This window comes from Methanosarcina hadiensis, assembly GCF_046529725.1.
GTDB classification, from domain to species: Archaea; Halobacteriota; Methanosarcinia; order Methanosarcinales; family Methanosarcinaceae; genus Methanosarcina; species Methanosarcina hadiensis.
Window position 1 is genome coordinate 692,469 of the sequence record NZ_CP136241.1, and the last position, 19,478, is coordinate 711,946.

General features: G+C 41.8%; 14 protein-coding genes and 1 tRNA gene. 7 read left to right on the plus strand and 8 right to left on the minus strand.

Features of this window, described 5'->3' with window-relative positions; all coding sequences use genetic code 11:
• Window positions 1-70: 70 nt before the first annotated feature.
• On the plus strand, window positions 71-868 hold the full coding sequence (locus RSJ42_RS03065; protein WP_410509249.1) for a helix-turn-helix transcriptional regulator: 798 nt from the start codon (window positions 71-73) through the stop codon (window positions 866-868).
• Window positions 869-988: 120 nt separating this feature from the next.
• Complete coding sequence (locus RSJ42_RS03070) at window positions 989-1,507, plus strand: hypothetical protein (protein WP_410509250.1); 519 nt, start codon at window positions 989-991, stop codon at window positions 1,505-1,507.
• Between the two features lie 167 nt (window positions 1,508-1,674).
• On the opposite strand, the gene RSJ42_RS03075 is transcribed toward RSJ42_RS03070, so the two are convergent.
• Complete coding sequence (locus RSJ42_RS03075; RefSeq protein WP_410509251.1) at window positions 1,675-2,139, minus strand: flavodoxin domain-containing protein; 465 nt, start codon at window positions 2,137-2,139, stop codon at window positions 1,675-1,677.
• 208 nt (window positions 2,140-2,347) lie between these two features.
• Window positions 2,348-4,114, minus strand: coding sequence for a PAS domain-containing protein (locus tag RSJ42_RS03080; RefSeq protein WP_410509252.1), 1,767 nt, complete (start codon window positions 4,112-4,114; stop codon window positions 2,348-2,350).
• 635 nt (window positions 4,115-4,749) lie between these two features.
• On the opposite strand from RSJ42_RS03080, the gene RSJ42_RS03085 reads away from it, so the two are divergent.
• The 3 genes from RSJ42_RS03085 to RSJ42_RS03095 all read left to right on the plus strand — a co-directional run bounded on the left by RSJ42_RS03085 (window position 4,750) and on the right by RSJ42_RS03095 (window position 7,931).
• Entirely contained in the window at window positions 4,750-4,959 is a 210-nt protein-coding gene (locus RSJ42_RS03085; protein ID WP_410509253.1) for a hypothetical protein, read from the plus strand.
• An 860-nt stretch (window positions 4,960-5,819) separates the two neighbouring features.
• Window positions 5,820-7,481 (plus strand): dihydroxy-acid dehydratase, encoded by a 1,662-nt coding sequence (gene ilvD / locus RSJ42_RS03090; protein WP_410509254.1) that lies wholly within the window; start codon window positions 5,820-5,822, stop codon window positions 7,479-7,481.
• A 270-nt stretch (window positions 7,482-7,751) separates the two neighbouring features.
• Window positions 7,752-7,931: a hypothetical protein gene (locus tag RSJ42_RS03095; RefSeq protein ID WP_410509255.1), complete on the plus strand. Its 180-nt coding sequence runs from the start codon at window positions 7,752-7,754 to the stop codon at window positions 7,929-7,931.
• Window positions 7,932-8,044: 113 nt separating this feature from the next.
• On the opposite strand, the gene RSJ42_RS03100 is transcribed toward RSJ42_RS03095, so the two are convergent.
• From RSJ42_RS03100 to mtxX, 4 genes are all read right to left on the minus strand, one after another.
• Window positions 8,045-8,401 (minus strand): hypothetical protein, encoded by a 357-nt coding sequence (locus tag RSJ42_RS03100; protein WP_410509256.1) that lies wholly within the window; start codon window positions 8,399-8,401, stop codon window positions 8,045-8,047.
• A 606-nt stretch (window positions 8,402-9,007) separates the two neighbouring features.
• Entirely contained in the window at window positions 9,008-9,940 is a 933-nt protein-coding gene (mtrH, locus tag RSJ42_RS03105) for a tetrahydromethanopterin S-methyltransferase subunit H (RefSeq protein ID WP_410509257.1), read from the minus strand.
• 69 nt (window positions 9,941-10,009) lie between these two features.
• Window positions 10,010-10,603 (minus strand): tetrahydromethanopterin S-methyltransferase subunit A, encoded by a 594-nt coding sequence (locus RSJ42_RS03110; protein ID WP_410510302.1) that lies wholly within the window; start codon window positions 10,601-10,603, stop codon window positions 10,010-10,012.
• Window positions 10,600-11,457 carry a methanogenesis marker protein Mmp4/MtxX gene (gene mtxX / locus RSJ42_RS03115; RefSeq protein WP_410510303.1) on the minus strand — a complete coding sequence of 286 codons (858 nt, stop codon included), beginning with the start codon at window positions 11,455-11,457 and terminating at the stop codon, window positions 10,600-10,602. The genes RSJ42_RS03110 and mtxX overlap by 4 nt, the downstream gene beginning before the upstream one ends.
• A 337-nt stretch (window positions 11,458-11,794) precedes the next feature.
• On the opposite strand from mtxX, the gene RSJ42_RS03120 reads away from it, so the two are divergent.
• On the plus strand, window positions 11,795-13,582 hold the full coding sequence (locus RSJ42_RS03120) for a replication factor C large subunit (RefSeq protein WP_410510304.1): 1,788 nt from the start codon (window positions 11,795-11,797) through the stop codon (window positions 13,580-13,582).
• A 1,442-nt stretch (window positions 13,583-15,024) separates the two neighbouring features.
• A tRNA-Val gene (locus RSJ42_RS03125) sits at window positions 15,025-15,098 on the plus strand.
• Between the two features lie 626 nt (window positions 15,099-15,724).
• On the opposite strand, the gene RSJ42_RS03130 is transcribed toward RSJ42_RS03125, so the two are convergent.
• Window positions 15,725-18,706, minus strand: a complete 2,982-nt coding sequence (locus RSJ42_RS03130; RefSeq protein WP_410509258.1) for a TOTE conflict system archaeo-eukaryotic primase domain-containing protein — start codon at window positions 18,704-18,706, stop codon at window positions 15,725-15,727.
• A 222-nt stretch (window positions 18,707-18,928) separates the two neighbouring features.
• Window positions 18,929-19,141: a hypothetical protein gene (locus RSJ42_RS03135; RefSeq protein WP_410509259.1), complete on the minus strand. Its 213-nt coding sequence runs from the start codon at window positions 19,139-19,141 to the stop codon at window positions 18,929-18,931.
• Between the last annotated feature and the right edge of the window lie 337 nt (window positions 19,142-19,478).

A 19,478-nucleotide genomic window follows, 5' to 3' on the forward strand; every position in this document is an offset into this window, starting at 1 on the left:
TTGGCGGCTGTAATCTTTTTAGTCTTATCTGTATCTTTTTAGCTTTAGCACTGAAATAGGAGACTGAAGGGTGAAACTGGAACTTATTGAGTTGATTTTTCTTTCCGATAAGCGAAAACAATTACTTCTCTTTCTCAGAAGCGGGCCCAAAAATATGGATGAAATCACGGAAGCCCTCCAGGTAACTTCCACTTCTATCCTGCCCCAGATTAAAAAATTAAAAGATATGTCCCTGGTAGTTCAGGAGGACAGGTCATATACACTCTCGCTCATAGGAAAAGTTCTCGCTGAAAAAATGCAGCCTCTTGTCAGCACCATAGAGCTTTTTGAGGATAATTTTGATTACTGGTCGGAAAGAGATCTTCAGGGTCTTCCCCTTTCCTTCAAGAAAAGACTTGGAGAACTCGGCAAATGCAAACTGATTCAGCCTGACCTGGACCGTATGTTCGAGCTTGACCCTGAAGTCGTGGAGAACCTTTCCAGTTCCGGTCATATTCTTGAAGCCATAGCTTACTTCCATCCCCCTATGATTTCCCTTTGCCAGGAGCTTGCAAAAAAAGGGGTTGAGTTCTCCCTTCTGATGTCCGAGTCTGTTTATGAAAGGTATCGTACAGATTACACGGAGGATTTCCGAAGTATGCTGGCTCTTAAAAACGTGAAATTTTTTCGGTATCCGGGGGAGCTGAAGATTGCAGGTCTCACAATTACTGACAAATTCTTTATGATCTCACTTTTCCCCAAGAACCAGAGGCATTTTGACAGAGAGAGCCTTATGTGCTACGAACCATCTGCTCTGGAGCTGGGCACCGAGCTTTTCAATGAATTGCTGCTTGATTCAACTCGGGTTACTGAAGTTTCCCAGAAATAAATGAAGTTCCAAATGAAGTTCCGGATGGAAAGATTTTTTGCAGGAATGCGTCTACAGGGTATGCAATAACGTTTCAGGAAGATCCGTACATACAAACCTTTTGGGTACAGGACAGAAAATATGAATTACAAAAACGGAGGAAGTTTTATTACATCTTTTTACGAACACAAAGCAGCTTACAGTGATCAGCTCAAACTGCTAATGCATGCGGGCATGCTGCTGATTATGGCCTTTTGTGTATTATCCCTTATGGATTTTTTCAGCTTCAGTGCAGGCTCCGGGGAAAAGTACTTACCGCTTATTTTTCTCCTTATTTATCTTGCTGCAATGCGGAGTTTCTTTAGCGTAAGGTTCCTTGTAACCTCAAGTAGCGTGGTTGCAGTTTTTCCGCCCTTCAGGTACAGTATCCCTTTTTCCGATATTTACTCAGTAGAGACCGTCAGTGTGTTCCCCTGGTATATGGGGTGGGGCATACAGGGACGCAAATTAGTTTTTGCCGGAAAAGATGCAAAAGCCATAGAAATCAGGAAAAACAGAGGTTTTTTCAGGACTGTAATACTCGTTTCGGAGAACTCTGACAAATTTAGAAGAGATGTGGAAATAGCCATCAGATATTTTTCAGGGTACCAGTTATTTTGAGAGTCCAGGCTATTTCTTTCGATTGATATTTTTCGTTATTGAGCCGGACTCTCTTTTAAGCCGAATTCTGATTTATGCTCAGTATTTTATTTTGGAATTAAATTTGCTTCTTGAATTAAATTTGCTTCTTTATTTCTTTCAGTCAGGCTTCGTTTTTATTTCCGACCTTATTGCTGCATTTCTGCCGCCGCTTTTTTACTTCTCTGTTTTACCTTTTCGGCAATATCGACCCCAAGCCGCTTGCATTCCTGCAGATCTTTGTCCGTGGGTGTGTGAAGGATCCGGAGTACGGGGTCTATAACGGTCATCCCCAGTTCCCGCATCTTTTCAGCTATCATTATGGGCGCCTCTCCGCTCCACCCGTAAGACCCAAAAGCAGCCCCAAGTTTTCCCTGCGGGTTCGTGGCAGTAAGGGTCTCATTCATAAACTTCTCCATTGGGAGCAGCATTTTGTAGTAAAAAGTCGAAGAGCCAACTGCAATTGCTTCTGCTTCATTGAGGTCTTCGGGTTTTGCATCATAGAAACTGACAACTTTTACATCCACGTTCTTTGATTCAATCCCGTTCCCTATCGCTTCAGCCATAGCTTTTGTATTCCCTGAGGTACTCAGATAAACTACTATTGCTTTCAACCTCTATCCCCTCCAGCGATGTGATTGGTGAATTCTAATGCAGTCCCGGGCAAGGAGAGCAAAAACCGGAACTTATGTATCCAAGCGCAGAGCAAGAAGAAGGCGCAACTCTGGCTTTTCTCGCTCCCCAATTCGACATTAGTTATAAAATTTGTTTTAAATAAGGATTTCGTCGTCTGAATTCAACTCTAAGCTCAGGCTGGCTGCTTCATATAAAGTCTGCTTCTATCCGGATAGGGGCTATATGGTTTACTACCTGAAGGGCAATGCTTTCAAGGAAATTGCGGACATTCTGAGGAATCCTGTCCACGGTATGAGAAGCAAAATTCAGGCTGCCTATTATCTCTCCCCTGTGCTTCATAGGGATTACTGCTACTGCAGTGATCTTTTCTTTCCTTAAAAGGTCTGCCATTTCTTCCGCAAAAAAACTCAGCTTATAAACAGACTTCTCAGTCCAGACCTGTTTTGCTTCAGGAGAGTCTGCTCTGTATGCATATATTTTTTTCACGAATTCGGGTGAAAGCCCTCTATACGCCACAAGGTTGATCTGGTCAAGAAGCTCATCTTTGAGGTATATGCCTCCTGCATCTATCTCTTTTACACTCAGGCAGGCATCAAGAACAAGATTCAGCATAGACTGGAGGTTCCATGTGGTGTTCAGGGCTATTCCCAGTTCCCTTTGAATTTCGAGCATTTCCTGGGCTTCTTTTCTTTCCGTAACATCAACGACTATTCCCTGGAAATGAGTAACTGTGCCTTCATTGTCCCGCTGGATATACGTTCTCTCTTCAACCCAGCGAATACTGTCGTCTCCTGTGAGAATGCGGTATTCCATATCAAAAGAGTCGTACCCTTCTCTAATAGAGCGTGCAAGGCTTTCAAAAACCGAATTGATATCATCTTTATGAATTATGTCTCCGTAAAGGATCCTGCCTGACATGAAATCTTCTGCCGTATACCCAAACTGTGTTATATTTTCAGAAACGAATTCTACAGGCCAGTTTTCCATATTTTTCCAGAGAAAAGCTACTGCTGAACTTTTATTGATTATTGCTTTCAACAGTTTCTGCATTTCAAGGGATTTTCTCAGGGCTTCTTCAATTTTTTTCCTTGGGGTAATATCAAGCACTATCCCCTGAAAACAGATCACGTTTCCGTCCTCTCCTCTCTGAATAAAAGTCCTTTCACTTACCCAGCGCAGGTCTCCGGCTTTTGTAAAAATCCTGTATTCGGAATTGAAGCTTACTTCCCCTTTCTGGATGTGCCTATCGAGTTCTTCTTCGACTCTTTTCAGGTCATCAGGGTGTATTATCTTTCCATACAGGACTTTCTGTGATGTAAAATCACTGTCAGTGTACCCGAATTTTATTACGTTTTCCGAGACAAAGGCTGAAGGCCAGTATTTTTCATTCCTCCACAGGAAGACTACTGCCGGGCTGTTGTTGATTACAGTGGTCAGTATTTTTTGCATTTTGAGGACTTTTCCAAGCCTTTCTTCGCTTCTCTTCCTTTCGGTAATATCGAGCACTACGCCCTGAAAATGAGTTACTTCTCCTTCCTCGTTCCTCTGGATGAAAGTTCTTTCGTTTACCCAGCGTATCTTACCGGCTTTGGAAAATATCCTGTATTCCATATCGAAATCAGGAGCCCCAGCTCGAATTCTTTTTTCAAGCCCTTCTTCGACTTTATTTAGGTCTTCAGGATGTATAATGTCTCCGTACAGCACCCTGCCTGAGATAAAATCCTCTACCGTATACCCAAAGTTTACCACATTTTCGGAAACAAACTCTGCAGGCCATTTTTCTTCGTTTTTCCAGAGAAATACCACTATCTGGCTGTGGTTGATTATTGTTTTCAGGGCTTCTTCCTTTTCCAGAGCTGCATGAAGAGCTTTTCCCCTTTCGCCGTTTGCAGCATCTGCCACTTTAGGGTGGTCATTCAGTCCTTCTTTATTTTCTGAATTCTCACTATTCATATTCAATCGCCTGGCAGGAAGGTTTTCAATCATCTTCTCCGGATTCTTACATATTCCCCGGATTCTAATTTTTCTCAGGATTCCCAATTTTCTCCGGATTTTTTCAGTATTCTCCGGGGTTTTCAGTATTCTCTGGCTTTTCAATAAAATTCTCAGTGATAATATTCTCGAAGCCGTTTACCTAAATCCTCGAAACCTTTTGCTTTAATAACTGTAAACTAACCTTTATTCGAATTTACTATCCATGTCATATATTTGCTGTGTACCGGTCCGCTCCCGGTTCATGGTTTAATATCTTTTATATATTTGTGTTTTTATCAAATATCAGTGTTTTTGATCTCTTACCTCTTTTTTCAGTTCAGTTTCATCCATGAGTCCGGAAAATATTTATATGCAAATCTTCCGGCTCTCCATATGCGGTCTTTGCCTGCTGTATTCTTTTTTCACTTTCGATGGAAAATTATTTATAATATGAAAGAGGTAGTAAGATTCCGCATTCCGTTAATGTGGTACAGGTCTGCCAATAAGAAATAATTCATGCCGCACCACCAGAAGAACTGACTAAAAAAACTGTGCAACCACCCAATTCTCATGGACCCCATCAAAAACCCCATCAGAAGAATAGCAGTACCCATATGGATACAATCCGACCATACATGAAGCTAAAGCGGGTTCCAGGAAATATGCACAGTACAGTAAAAACCACTGACACGGAATACAAAAATGGCAAAAACAAAAGGCAAAATGCCCGAAAAACGGCAAAAAACCTAAAAAAATGGCAAAAACCTAAAAAAACGGCAAAAAACCTAAAAAATGGCAAAACAAATGGCAAAAAATATGACTAAAGTCTAAACAGGATAGAGTAAAAAGTCCAAACACAAAAACCTCCATAAAAGGATTTGCAGTAGGTTTTGAGGGAAACTCTACTGCTATTTCCTTTACTTTGAAAGCATTTTTTCAATTAGTTTACTAACTCCTATTTATTGAACCATATTGCCTGTATTCTGCACCTAAAAAAAATTTGTATGCCGTTTAGGACACCAGATTTCTTGACTGAAAAAGCTAAATCTTAAATTCGAATTAAGGAGTTTGAAAAGCCTCTAAATATTCAAAACTATATTTTAATGGACTAAAAACCCGGGTAGCAGAAAACGTCAGTAAAAGAATAAATTTGGTGAACGGATGCAACCCTGTTGTGGTTAGATGTTGTGGTGTGGTGGTTGGGTGTGATCTTGTAGATGTGCATTAAGGGCAGGCCCGTTCACTATGCCAAACACAAAATTCATGACTGGTTATATAAATATTTGGATACTATTATATTTAATTGCCGTTTTGTGATAGTAAATGTTAGTGCTGAGGTTTATTTAAGGGTTCTTTTTCCGGATTTTGTCCTTCGATTGTTAAAGTACGACATTGATCCCTTCAGGCAGCACTTCACTTTGCCGAGCTTTCAGTCCTTTTTTTCAACCTTTTTTATCCTTTATTTCCTTCAATTTCCTTTTTTTTCAGTCTGCCTTTTCTATTTTATTCCATTATGTTTTTTAGTGAGTTAACCCTGATTTCCATTAACTTCCTGTGGTTCTTTTATAATTTTTCTTCCCCAAGCTGTTTATACTATGAAGTTTTTTCCTATCTATACATCATAACGAATTGAATTCATAGTTTTCAATAATAAAATCGAAAAGGAAGGTCTAGGAGACTCATAATGAGAAGCGCCATTATTAAAGAGGGGCCTGAACGTGCCGGTAACCGTTCCCTTTTGAAGGCAACAGGCGTTACGGATGCGGAAATGAAGAGGCCGTTCATTGCGGTTGTCAATTCATGGAATGATATCGTCCCCGGTCATACTCACCTGAATAAACTTGCTGAAGCTGTAAAGGCAGGGATCAGGAACGCTGGAGGGGTTCCTTTTGAGTTCCATACAATAGCTGTGTGTGACGGGATTGCAATGGGGCATGAGGGTATGAAGTATTCTCTTCCCAGCAGGGAAATCATAGAGGACACAATAGAACTCATGGTCAAAGCCCATCAGTTTGACGGTATGGTTCTTATTCCTACCTGTGACAAAATCGTCCCCGGGCACCTTATGGCAGCAGGCAGGCTTGATATCCCTGCTATTGTTGTGACCGGAGGGCCAATGCTTCCCGGATACGTGGAAGATAAATATACGGACCTTATTTCGGTTTTTGAAGGTGTTGGCGCCTACAAGGCAGGCAAACTTTCCGAAGGAGAGCTCAAAAGGCTTGAAAATCTCTCCTGCGCGGGAGCGGGTTCCTGTGCCGGAATGTTTACCGCAAATACAATGGCATGTATGACCGAAGCCCTCGGATTGAGTCTCCCCGGCTGTGCAACAGCTCATGCTGTTGACGCAAAAAAGATGCGCATCGCCAAAGAATCCGGAGAGCGCATAGTGGAGCTTGTAAAAAAGAATATCACCCCAAGGCAGATTGTTACTCGAAAATCTTTTGAGAATGCCATAATGGTCGATATGGCAGTCGGAGGAAGCACAAACACCACTCTGCACCTTCCCGCCCTTGCCCATGAGTTCGGGCTTGAACTGCCTCTTGAAGCCTTTGATGAACTGAGCAGGACAACACCTCATCTGATTTCCCTCAGGCCAGGCGGTCCCAATTTCATGCTTCACTTTGACAGGGCAGGCGGAGTTGAAGCAATCATGCAGAGACTGGAAACAAAACTCCACCTTGACCAGCTTTCAGTCAACGGCAAAACAATCGGTGAAAACCTGGACGAATTTGAGATAATTAACCCGAAACTGAACAAAGAGATAATCGCAACCATTGAAAACCCGATCCATGCCGAAGGAGGAATTGCGGTCCTCAAAGGCAGCCTTGCCCCGGATGGCTCTGTCGTTAAACAGGCAGCGGTTGACCCGAAAATGCGTGTCCACACAGGTCCCGCAAGAGTTTATGATTGCGAAGAGGATGCCATGAAAGGCATTCTTGCGGGAGATATCAATCCCGGAGATATTATCATTATTCGCTACGAAGGCCCCAGAGGAGGTCCCGGAATGCGTGAAATGCTTGCAGCAACAGCCGCAATCGGAGGAATGGGACTTCTCGAATCCGTGGCTCTGATAACTGACGGGCGCTTCTCAGGAGGGACTCGCGGACCATGTATAGGACACGTCTCTCCCGAAGCAAGTGAAGGAGGCCCGATAGGTCTTGTAAAAGAAGGAGACCTTATAGAAATCAATATTCCTGAAAGGATCCTTAACCTGAAAGTCTCTGATGAAGAGCTCGAAAAGCGCAGAGCTGCCTTTGTGCATCCTAAAAAGGAAGTCACAGGTTACCTTGCCAGATACCAGCGTGCAGTCCATTCTGCAAATACTGGCGGAATAGTTGACTGAAACTGGTCGATGCTCTATAAATGTATTTATGGAGGCAGGGCCTCCAAACTTCTCTTTTTAAACTCGGTTAAATTCGGGTGATTTTTTCAGATCCCTGTTTTTCTCTTCCATTCTTCAGGTATGCTCGAAAAGATTCCTTTTTGAAGCGTCCATTTATTTTCCGGAAACATTTATAGTGCCTGAGCACTAATCTTTTGTTATCTTATACAAAATCACTCGTGTAAAGCCATTCGTTATTGAGATTTGCCAGGAAATTTCAGGGGGTAGGTTATGGAAGCAGAGGGCTTATGTTCGATTTGTGGCCGCCCGGCCAAACTTCATACATGCCATTTATGTGGAAGGCTCGTATGCAGCCAGTGTATGGATCATAGAAAAGGCATGTGCATCAAGTGTGCAGGTGGAAAGGAAATCTCTTCATCCGGCTCAAAGGATACCGGGGTTTTTAAATAAATCCGTAAAAAACAGGCTATAAAATTAAAGTATCAAAGTTAAATGTGTCAAAAATAATGGGATTCTGAAAAATAATTATAATGATGCTGAATACATTTCTTACTTATATTAGCTTACCAGCCGTGAATTTCTCCTTCAGGCTCTTTATCATCGCGGTAAAAACGAAATTCTTTTTTATCGGCATCCTCTACAAACACAAACTTTTCTTCAACTCCTACTTTGGCAAATGCAAGAGCATCATCTCCATCCCTTATAGCCGGCAGAATGTCCAGATCCACATGGTCCTGAACGCTGCTCTCCGGAAGAAAAGCTGTAATGATAAACCAGTCAATACCTCCTGTATAAGTACTGCTTATGTATCTGCTCTTATCTGGCGGAATTTTTGTAGCTTTCTGATGCATTTCACTCCCGTCAGCACGGTAAGCTACAAACCGAATTGTATAATTTGTCTTATTTTTGATAATAGCCATTACCCCACTCCTCCATCTTAATCACCTTATATTTCTCCATTTTAAGGAATTTATATATTGAATTTTATTCTGAGAAGTAAATACCTTTTGATGCAAAGTTTTTAAAAGGTGTTGGGCAAGCAGAGTTGCTTCTCTACAGCTCGAGTCTAACTCGGGATCACAGAAAAACCATAGATTTCGAGGAGTTGAGATTCTATCGCAACATACGCTGTCCTTCCCGAGTTTCGCTCCCCGAATTTCGCTTCGGGATCGCATGAAATCAGAGATTTCATGGGAGTTGCACTGTAAGTGCAACAGCACGAGGTCCTTTTCGCTTCGCTCAAGAGGACTAATGTTTGGTTAATTATATGCAAGCTACTGAAAACAATTGTAAGAAAAAGAGAGCCTAAAAAGCCAGAAAGGCAGGAAAGAAAGGCAGGAAAGATTGGCAAGATAAAAATGAGAATTTGAGCAGGGCTACGGGCATATCAGGATAAGATTTTCGTTTATCTGCGGATTAAATGAGTTTTCGGCAAAGAGAATCCTTTCCTAAAAAGACAGGTCAGACTGCTTATTTTAGCGTATCAAACAGGTGGTCAGATATAGATCGCCTTCACGTAGATTTATTTAAACCATCAGATTAATCGGGTGCCTGTTTGCGGGCTCTATATCAAGGTCAGCAACGGCTTCGGCAATCATTATATCGCTCATTGCAGCCATTGGAAAGATATACTCTGCGTATTCTATGGGTCCGTAAAGGATAAAATCTCCGGCTGCAGCCTGCTGGAGGCAGGTGGAACCTATGTCGCAGATTTTGTACAGGACGGGATTTTTTTCTTTCTGCTGGTTCAGCCAGTTCCAGGCTGAAGGAGCATTGTGGATTCCGGAGCCAGTAGGGTGGCCCCATTTTGCTTTTGCAGTAATCGTCATTCTGAGGGCTATTCCGGCTCCGTTTCCCATAGGGGTGATGCTGGGGTCAATAAGTTTGTTTATTATCCCGCATCTATCCGCAATTGAGAGGAGCCCTTTTTCTAACAGGCCTGCTCCGGTCTCGAGCATTTCCATCCTTCCATGCAGAGAAGAGTCCATCGCATTGAAGCCCAGAATAATTGAACTGTCAACATCGGACTGCTCAAGGGCTTCTATTTCGGATGCGTTTATGCTCATATTGATTGAGTTATAAACTGCCCTGTCCGCAAGCCCTATTTCGCTCACATATCCGGCTGCATGGGAACGGACAGCCCCTTCGGGGGAATCTATAAGAAAAGGAGAATCCGAAATCTCTGCAATAAAATCAATATAGCGTGTAATACTCTCGACGGTTGTGCCAAAGATATGGACCATATGGGGATTTCCGGTAGTATCCGAACCCGATTCCTGCAGGTTTATGAGCTTTTCGGCAGCAGTCCTGTCAAAAAGACCTTTTGCGGCATCCTCGACAATCTCCTGTTTATTGTAAAAAATAGTCCCTGCAAGTACGGTAGGCAATTCTCCAGGTTGTCCACCTACTTTCACTCCTGCAATATTGGCAATTTCCTGTTCTCTCTGGAACTTAAACATCTTTACACCCTCGAAATCTACACTTTAAAGCTGAAAATTCATTCGGATTTTTCCAGACCTTTTTCTTAATCAGAGGTTTTCTGCCGGACATATAACTCCTGCATTTGAATCCATTACGAATTCTTCCGAAATTATAACATCCCCTGAAGCCGGGGCTGCAAAAGAAGGCTGTCTTTTTTTCGGAGCACAGGCCACCAAGGGCTCCTCAGGATATGCATCTCCTTTATTCATATAGTTTCTAACAAGCTTCCGTATCTCTTCCGGATCATTCAACCCAATTCTGTTAATGAGTCTAACCTGCTGCTGAAAGCGCTCGACCGCAGTTCCTGAGATATTTTCTATAAACGGGATTGCACCCTGTGAACCTTTGATCCTGCCCTGTTCATCGACTCCGTTTTCATGGATTGCAAGAAGGGAGTGTCCTGCCAGATGACCTCTTGATTCGGTCCCGCAGACCAACACGTACCGGATATTGGAGTTCGAAATGACATTTACTATTATCTTTTCAACACCCAGGTTTTCGGTTTTAGAGCTTCCCCAGATGGCAGCCTCAGGATGGGAATCGAGGTGACTTGCAAGGGTTACTACTGCAATTCTTGAATCTTTTTTTCCCGTAACATAATCTCCTTTTACAGGAGGCCAGTTTTCTGCGATGAGCTTCAGTGAATCACCTTTTTTCTTTCCTTGTTAAGGTGGGATAGTGCACTTGCAAGCATGATGGCTTTCGTGAAATGCCCGCCTACCCTTGAAGTGTCCACAAACACATAATCGTCCATAAGTACAGGCGCTCCGAGCCCGTCTCCTCCTCCAAGGAATGCAATAGTCCTGAAAATAAGGTTTCCTGAGATCCCGTCAGGAGCAACAATAAAGTTTGATTCTTTTATGGCGTCTTCAATAAGGATAGTGTAATGTCTGGCATTAATCCCGAGTTCCTGAGCCCGTCCTGCTATGAATTCCCCATCTGCCAGGGTCCTGTCCACACGCTTATCTCTTCCTATATCTCCCATCCTGCCTCCGGAAAGTATCCCTACGGCAGGCTCTACTCCCAGTCTCCTTATATGCTCTGCGCCAAGGGTGATCATGCGAAGCTTATCCAAAATCGTATTTCCTTCGTCTATTCCTACGGGGGCCAGGAAAAAAGGTATCCCATCTGCTGTCAGGAGAAGGGCAAGCCTGCATATCCTTTTCATGCCAAGGGCTTCTTTCAGGCTTGAAAGAGTGCCGGATGCCTTTGCAGTGCCTCTTATAACTGCATCCACTTTTTTTAAAACGAGGAGTTCTGAAAGGGTTTTTTCGGGGTCCTCAGTATCTATAACCTCAAGTTCTGTCCCTATTTTATCTATCTCTTTTTTACTTCCTACAAGGACTACCTGCGCATATCCCAGTTCCTGAGCTTTCCATGCACTTTCAAGAGTTTTGGGATTTGGCTCTCTTATTCCCATAGCCACTCTTGCTCTGTTAGCCCTTGCTCGGGCTTCGATAGCCTCAAGGAGGGCATACATGCCGTTCTTTTCCATATGCATCCAGACTTTCATTTAAGATTTGAAGTAGTTCAAAGAAAGACAAACAAACACATTAATTAATTTTGCCCCTCCCGAGTCCCGTCTCGGGAGGACGGCGTCCTTTTCGCTCACTCCGCTCGCTCAAGAGGACTAATTTGGAGATTTCAGAGTCTAAGCTCAAGAGGATAATTTATGGATTGTTAACATTGTTTAAGTTGGAGGGCTGAATTATAAGTTGTGATTTTATCCAAAAAAGGTCGGGAAGTTGCAAAACTAAGTGCAGCAAACATATTAAAAAAATTAAAACATATAAAGTTAATAATGAGTTCCTTTTTTATTGGTATGGTTTAAGATGATATCGGCAATTGAATGGGCTGAAAAATACCGACCCCGGACGCTTGGAGATGTCGTGGGGAACAGGAAGGCAGTGCAGGATTTGAGGGCATGGGCTGAGGAATGGCAGTCCGGAATTCCTGAGAAGAGAGCTGTGGTTCTTTATGGGCCTGCAGGTATAGGGAAGACGTCAAGTGCTCACGCGCTGGCCAGGGACATGGACTGGGAGGTTATTGAGCTCAATGCAAGCGACCAGAGGACTGCAGGCGTTATTGAAAAGGTTGCCGGATCTGCGGCGTCAATGAATACTTTTTTTGGGGGCAAGCGGCTTATTATCCTTGATGAAGCTGATAATCTACACGGGACTGCAGATAGGGGTGGGATGAGGGCTATTGCCGGGATCATAAAAGCCACACTTCAGCCGATAATTCTAATTGCAAATGATATCTACGGGTTAACTCCGACGGTCCGGAATATTTGCCTGGAAATAAAGTTTGGGTCGGTGCAGAGCCGTTCTATGGTTCCCGCTTTGAAGAAAGTATGCGAGGCTGAGGGGATTTCCTGCAGCCAGGAAGCTATCCTGCAGATCGCAGAAAATGCAGGCGGGGATTTCAGGAGCGCAATGAATGACCTCCAGGCTGCTGCTAACGGAAAGAAAGCCCTGGATGTTGAAGATATCAGCACTGCAGGCAGGGATGTAAAAGAGAATATCTTTAAGGCGATGCAGAAAATTTTTAAAAGTACTGACTGCAAAAGAGCTCTTGAGTCCACATATGGGCTTGACGAGAGTCCTGAGGATCTTGTGCACTGGATAGACGAGAACCTGCCGATCCAGTATGCCCGGAAGGATGGAGGCCTGGAAGATATTAGAACCGGTTTTAACTATCTTTCAAAAGCTGATCTTTATCTCGGGCGCGTAAAAAAGCGCCAGAACTACAGGATGTGGAGGTACGCCAGCATGCTTATGGTATGCGGTGCCGCTCTTTCCAAGACCAGACCATATCCCGGTTTTATTAAGTATCAGCAGCCCTCATTATGGAGAAGGCTCGGGCAGACGCGTTCCAGAAGGGACATGCGGGACAATATTGCTTCAAAGATCGGAGAACACAGCTTTGAATCAATGCACTATTCAAGGAATAACCTTTTAGGTTTCTACGCATTGATGTTGAAGGATGAGGCATCTGCTATTGAAGTTACTGCAAACCTGGAGCTGGAACTTGAGGAATTGATGTACCTCTCAGGAAGTACAAAAGCGAGCAAAAAACTTCAGAAAATTTACGATGAAGCACAGAAACTTCTGGATACAAAAAAGGAGAAGGCTGAAGAACCGGATTTCTTCAAGGCTCCCGAGCCTGCAGCAGATGATAAGCAGACGACCCTTCACTGCCCTGTTATTGTTCCTGAGAAGGAACCTGAAGATCTTCCCGGAAAGACCGGAGCATCTGGTTCCCAGCCTCTGGAGAAGAAGCAGAAAACACTTGATCTGGGGTTTGACGCACCGAAGGGGCTTCCTGAGAGAAAAGAGACTTCAGGAAAGAGAATGCCTGAAAGTAAGAAACATATAAAAAATAACTCCTTCTCCCTTCCGGATCCCGTATTCGAAAAGAAATCTCTTCCGGAACCTTCAGGAAAAAAAGTTTCTCATGTACTTCCAAGCAAGGAGGATATGGGCAGCAGTGAGCCTTTGAAAAAGGAAATATTTAATGACAATAATAAAGGTTTACATGCCCCGGGTATAGAAGATAACACGGGAGAAACTTTGAAAAAAGCCGAGCCTAAAAACCAGAAAACACTTTTCGATTTTTAATTTTTCCGGAACATGGTCACCTGTTTCAGTCACCTGTTTCTCTTATCTGGATCATCAATCCGGAGATTCTTTCCTTTTTTTAAGTTATTATTCTGGAGATAAATTGTAAGGTTTTTATATAATGCCTGCCCCGTGTAAAAGAACCCGAATTTTTTATGTGAGCGGAACAACGGGGTTGACTTTAATGAAAGAAGAATTTGCTGGTGTGTTTGGGAAGTTTGGACTGGAGTCCGCTCACATATTATTAATATAATAACTACAGTTATAAATACTTTTTTAATATATTTAGTATATGTTTATGCCGTTTTACTTGTCAGGCGTATTTGCTGACCTTTTGTTAGATAAGTGTAATCGGGATGTTGTTGAGAAGAGATATCAGGTGGAGAAAAGGCTTTAGTGGTCATTTACCTGGTAATCATTTACTTGGTAATCATTTAGGATCTTGGTAATTAGTTGAGAAAAAATTAATTAATGTTAAGAACTGGTGAGATAAAACTGAATAATTTCAAACAATGTTAAGAAACAGGTCATTAGAAAAGTTGTGAGCGGGCTTGGGGAGTTTGGGGAATAGTTGGGGGGAATAGTTGGGGGATATGGGTTTGGGGTTATACTATGGAAAAGAGACCCGCTCACTTAGCATGTGTAATTATTGCATCCTATAAATAGCTTTCTATTATATACCTGCTAAATTATAATTCCTGTTAAATAGTTTAAGTTTTTTCTAAAAAAGTTTTTTGTGATTGCGTTTCCTGAAAGTTTCGAAGTCGATAAAGAGAAGTAACGTACTGTTCATACTGCATGGAACTTAAATAAGAAATAATAGTACTGAAAATTAATCTTTTTACCCCTATGCCTTAAAAGAATTTGCTGGCAATATTGATACCATTTTATTATTCTGTTTTATCTCAGTATCACATTTTCTATTAAATTGAGTACTACCTGATATCACTCTATGCATTTCAAGTAAATGCAAAACTGGCTTAAGAATAAAAAGCTGACCGCAATCGAATTATTAGATAAAAATGTTACAGTAAATAGTATAAGAGTTATATGAGCGGGTTGGGGAGTATGAATTGGGGTGTTGGGGGGTTGGGGTTATCTTACAAAAGAGAGACCCGCTCACATGTATACATCATGCTAATCTAATATAAATATATTTTGCTTGTATAAATCCTTTTTAAAAACGGTTGAGATTTTGTCTGCAATGGTAGAGCTTTTCACACTGCAATAGCACTATTTTTATTTTCTACTTCTGTCTCATTTCCGGTATACCTTTTATTCAAAAAATAAGCAAGAATTACCGGGTATATAATGATTTCTAATTCCCGGGGATTTTATAGAGTTAGCTCCGAACAAAAGACATATATATAACTAGTGACATGTTGGATTTGCATTTCAAGCAGCAGGTTGTAAATAATCAGAAATGCTGTTAATAGCAAACTGGGCTCGTGGTCTAGTCGGTCATGACATCGCCTTTACACGGCGGGGATCCTGAGTTCGAATCTCAGCGGGCCCACTCTCTGTTTCTTCCTTGTTTTCGGATTCTAAGTGCGTATAGAACTTCTTTTCTAATGCTTCAATTCTCGCTTCTAGGTCTGATTTTACTTCTGGTTGTGTAACCTTAAGTTCACAGTTAAGCTCTTCTTCAAGGGCAATTAGGTAAACAGGTTTACCGTTATATTCGGTTTTGAAGATGTGGGCAGTTTCTCCAGCAAGGTTTATTTCAGATTGTGGGAGCCTTAATAAAGGATATGTAATCTCTGGTTTAACCTTATGTCTCATGATTTTTGATTTTCCCAGTAATTTCATTCTTCTACCTCTATAATATCAAACAAAAGGTTACTAAATATTTATGTAACTTTGCATTTTTTGATACAATGATTAGAATTTGGAGGTAAAACTAATTTTTAACAACCAAGCCTATTGATCGTTAGGTATCAATCTGTATGGTCAGACACCCGTTCACTCCGTTCACTCAGTCCGCAAGGCCTACAGGGTAAGGGCTGGAAGAGTGCTCCTGGCAGGTCTGCTGGCAGTAAGCCTGCCAAGGGAAACTTAAGGTATATAAAAGTAAGGCTTAATCTTCGATGAGGGTTTCCAGTGCTGGAACTCGATGTCCTCAAGGAAGGGAAGGAGATTCCCTTAAGATCTTCCGATAAAGTCACAAACTCCGTCATATCCGCAGTTGTCGCAGTTAACGAACCTTGTACATAAGGTCTTTAACTTCTCCTGCTCTGTTCTGTGGTATTTCTGATCATACACTAAGGAAAGCCTATACCGCGTTTCCTCTTCGTTAAAGTCCGACTGATACTTAAAATACTGTACTGCAACATCTAACGGATAACCGGCTCTATAAAGCTCACCTGCGACAGCTATCCTGAATTGGTTGCCGTCCCCATGATTCATTTGTAATTTTTGCGCGGAAATAAAGCAGGGTCTTATAAAGCCTTCCTTAACTGGTTTATAGTCTGGATAAGCTTCCTTAAACTTCCTTTTTGCCTTCTGTGCCTTCTCCTTGACTTCTATTTGATGTATGTCTGAAAGCAGAGTGAAGGCTGAAATATCAATAGTTTGAATTTCAAGACCTGAAAAGCTTTCCTGAAACTCTCCATTGATCCATATTTTAGACTTTATCCCTGTTTTTCTGTGGACTGCAAAAAGGCACTTAAGCAGGTTCCCGTATTTCTTATTTTGGTTTAAGGTCTTCTGCTTCGGGAATAGTTCAATATCTCCCACTAATCCCGCTATCTTTTTTATCTCTTCTCCGAGGTATACGGCAACCTTAGCAGGAACAGGAACCGAAAGGAATACTATAAAGTGGTAGGAGTGAGGACTCCCGGAAGCCTCAAAGATAAAAGGAATCCCTAAAGCAGTAAGAGCATTAAAGAGCCTCTCCTTATTTTCCTCCGCTATCCTGTCCCGCTTTTCGACTTCCTCCGGGGTTTCTATTACCGGAATAAGTTTCCCGGTGGACTTGTCCTTTTTAGGTCTGGGAGCATGGGAGTCCACATCGAAGGCAAACCACCGGATCATGGAATCCTGACCTAACTGATAAGCTCCTATTGTCTTGCTTCCGCTTATATGAGCCTCTAAATCCCTCTCGGTTAACGGGAATTTAGTTTCCGCTAAGTAAGAACCATCCTTCTGCTGAACTCCGTATGCGTCCTTCCTGAAAGCCTGAAGTTTGAGAAGGCCTAAAGGACTGTCTAAAAATACGGGGTGTTTTTGACATGAACCGTCTATTATATTCTGTATAGACGGTTTACCCTGAAAACCACTCTGTTTTTTAGACTGTTTGAAGCTTAAACCCTGCTGTTTCATATCTTCAAAATCTTTACAGTGGATAACTTTGGGTTCTGTTATTCCCGAACCTTCATACTCTATGGTTAACCTGTTCCTGCATCCGTTCCGGTGTTCCTCTATTCCGGTTATCTTCCTATTGAATCCCCATTTAACGCAGGCTCTAACATCATCTATACAGCATCCAAGGGCAAACACTAAGGAGTTCTCTTTTCCGTCCGGGTCTTTTACTCTGCTCCAAGCCTGCCAAGTATCGCAGTGTATAGACTCATATAGAAGCTTTTTCGAGTCCTCCACTGTTTCCGTTATTGGATCAAAGGAATTTAAAGGCTTATTAGCTATCCCTATAGCTATCATTATTCGAGCCTTAGAGGTTACTCCTATAGTTTCCGAGCCTTTATAATAAATTACAGGGTGGGGTCTTCCTGCCTGCTTAAGTCCCCTCTCTATACTCCGGGCTTCCTCCTTGCTAAGTGCAATTATAAGGACTTCCTCGCCTTCGTAGGATTCCAGAATATCTATACATCTGCTGATAATTTCAGGGCGCATCTTATAGCGTGACCTGTCCCCGATAGCGTTATACTTCTTATTATCTGCAAGAATCAGCATTTTCTCATTATTGCTTGTTGGGTCTCCTTGCCTCCCGAATGTGATTCTAAGAGGCGAGACTTTCCCCATAAAAAAATCTGAATAGTCCTTACTGCAAAAAGTGGCAGTAGTTAATATTATTCGCCTGCCTTCTCCCTGCATACTCGTAGTAAATTTTCTTATAGTGTCCACATACAAGAAATCGAGAGCGGATACTTTTATCTGAATAATCCCTCTATCCTTGATAGCATTGATAGACAGCTTAAAGCTTTTCCCGATTGCGTTAAATTGGAGAAGGGCTTTAACTTCCTCCATACTTAGATTATAGTCCTCTCTGTGCTTCGTAAGCTCGATCAGTTCTTTAATAAAGCCTGCTGTTTCCTTTCCTCTTGCGTCTCTCTCCTGTCCTGTGAAAGCTGGATTCTGATAATCAAGGCTAAGGCGGTGATTCCAGTATTTCGGACTCTCCGCGCCTCCGAGGACTTCATGAACTTTTATCTTAAAAGTGTCGTCCTCTGCTATTGCTTTCATTTGATCTATGACATTCTTAATATATTCGAAGTCCTGACAGGCGGAGTTATACTTATTAAAGTCTGTCCTGTATCCGTTTTTGCTGTCATAAACTATGTATTCCTGTTGTCTTCCGTATTGGAGTTCGTGGACTTCATCGAGAATAATATTTCGGCTTCCTGCTATGCTGTTTAATATCTTCTCTGCCGTTGTCCCTTCCCTGAACATAACTGCAAGCTGTAAGGCGGCAACCTTCGCATAAGTCAATACAAATCCGTTAGCGTTAGGTCTTCTTAGTGGGGCTGTGATAGGACAGTAATCATAGTGCTCGCAGTCCTCGCACTTATCCGCAAGTGGCAGGAATTGAAGTTCCTTAAGGTCTGGAAATTCTTCGCATAGTTCCTGATTTTTAATACAGTTCATGTTAGACTTTACATGTATAACATCGAGTCCCCGCTTCTCACAGAACTTTATAGAGTCCCTAACAATAGTTTCATCTGCTATCTTATTTGTGGGAACTATACAAGTAAACTTTTCATCTCTGTTCCCCGATTCTGCGTTTAAGGAAGTTGTAGCTCCTGCCCTTGTGGTTTTAAAAACTTCTATATGTCCCTGTTGGAACATCTCGTATATTTCCCAAGCTGAAACAGTCCTTCTGTCCGGACTCTTCCGAGGACAGGCTTCTATAGGTTTCTGTGTTGGGTTTCTTTCACTTAATCTTTTCATCTTCATCATTTTTCCCGAAAACAAAGGCGGGAAACTTTTCACCATCAAGCGAAAAGACTAAATAGAAAAAAGTAATGAATATTCCATTGTGAGATGGTTTTTAACTTACTCTTACTATTGAGTCAGTCCGCAGGAAGCAGTTTTAGGGTCGCCAAACTATAAAACTGTCTTCTGCCTTTGTTTTCTTTTCTTTTTCTTTCGTTACTCTCAGTTATATCTTCGTTATGAAATATTACTTTTAGTAATAATCTTTACTTCTTGACTTTTTTTAATTCTTCTGTTTGGTCTTATATGTGGTGCTTTCTTCCGGGGCTGGTCATAGTTGTAATTATGGCAGTTCGGGCAGGTCTTCGGCGTTCTGTTTGCGAACCTCTGCGGCCAGGAGTGACCACAATGTAAACATTTTTTCATTACTGGAGTTCTGTCTTCAGTCATCAAACTAATTAAACGTTTAAGACATAAAAAGTATATGCTCTTTTAGAAGAATTTAATACTCTGTGCATGTATAGCAATGTTAATTATATCTAACAAAATGTAAAGTTTGTTTTACATTCTTTTAGACAGTTGGACATTAAAAAATAGAATTCTCATAATATACATGTCCTGACCTAATGAATAATTCAATTTTTGTATTTTGATGTTGAATTACTTTTTGTTATTCCTAATTCTGTTTTCCCATCAGAATTAAGTGTAATTAAAAAACAATAGTAACCGACACGTTCAGAACCCTGCTATGTCGGCGATATGACAGGGTTAAAACAAAAACTGCTCC

Excerpts from the sequence above, each read along its gene's own strand:
- RSJ42_RS03135 (WP_410509259.1), bottom strand. The coding sequence starts at position 19,141 with ATGACTGAAGACAGAACTCCAGTAATGAAAAAATGTTTACATTGTGGT.
- ilvD (WP_410509254.1), top strand. The coding sequence starts at position 5,820 with ATGAGAAGCGCCATTATTAAAGAGGGGCCTGAACGTGCCGGTAACCGT.
- RSJ42_RS03085 (WP_410509253.1), top strand. The coding sequence starts at position 4,750 with ATGGATACAATCCGACCATACATGAAGCTAAAGCGGGTTCCAGGAAAT.
- mtxX (WP_410510303.1), bottom strand. The coding sequence starts at position 11,457 with ATGGAAAAGAACGGCATGTATGCCCTCCTTGAGGCTATCGAAGCCCGA.
- RSJ42_RS03070 (WP_410509250.1), top strand. The coding sequence starts at position 989 with ATGAATTACAAAAACGGAGGAAGTTTTATTACATCTTTTTACGAACAC.
- mtrH (WP_410509257.1), bottom strand. The coding sequence starts at position 9,940 with ATGTTTAAGTTCCAGAGAGAACAGGAAATTGCCAATATTGCAGGAGTG.
- RSJ42_RS03100 (WP_410509256.1), bottom strand. The coding sequence starts at position 8,401 with ATGGCTATTATCAAAAATAAGACAAATTATACAATTCGGTTTGTAGCT.
- RSJ42_RS03095 (WP_410509255.1), top strand. The coding sequence starts at position 7,752 with ATGGAAGCAGAGGGCTTATGTTCGATTTGTGGCCGCCCGGCCAAACTT.
- RSJ42_RS03130 (WP_410509258.1), bottom strand. The coding sequence starts at position 18,706 with ATGAAAAGATTAAGTGAAAGAAACCCAACACAGAAACCTATAGAAGCC.
- RSJ42_RS03080 (WP_410509252.1), bottom strand. The coding sequence starts at position 4,114 with ATGAATAGTGAGAATTCAGAAAATAAAGAAGGACTGAATGACCACCCT.
- RSJ42_RS03120 (WP_410510304.1), top strand. The coding sequence starts at position 11,795 with ATGATATCGGCAATTGAATGGGCTGAAAAATACCGACCCCGGACGCTT.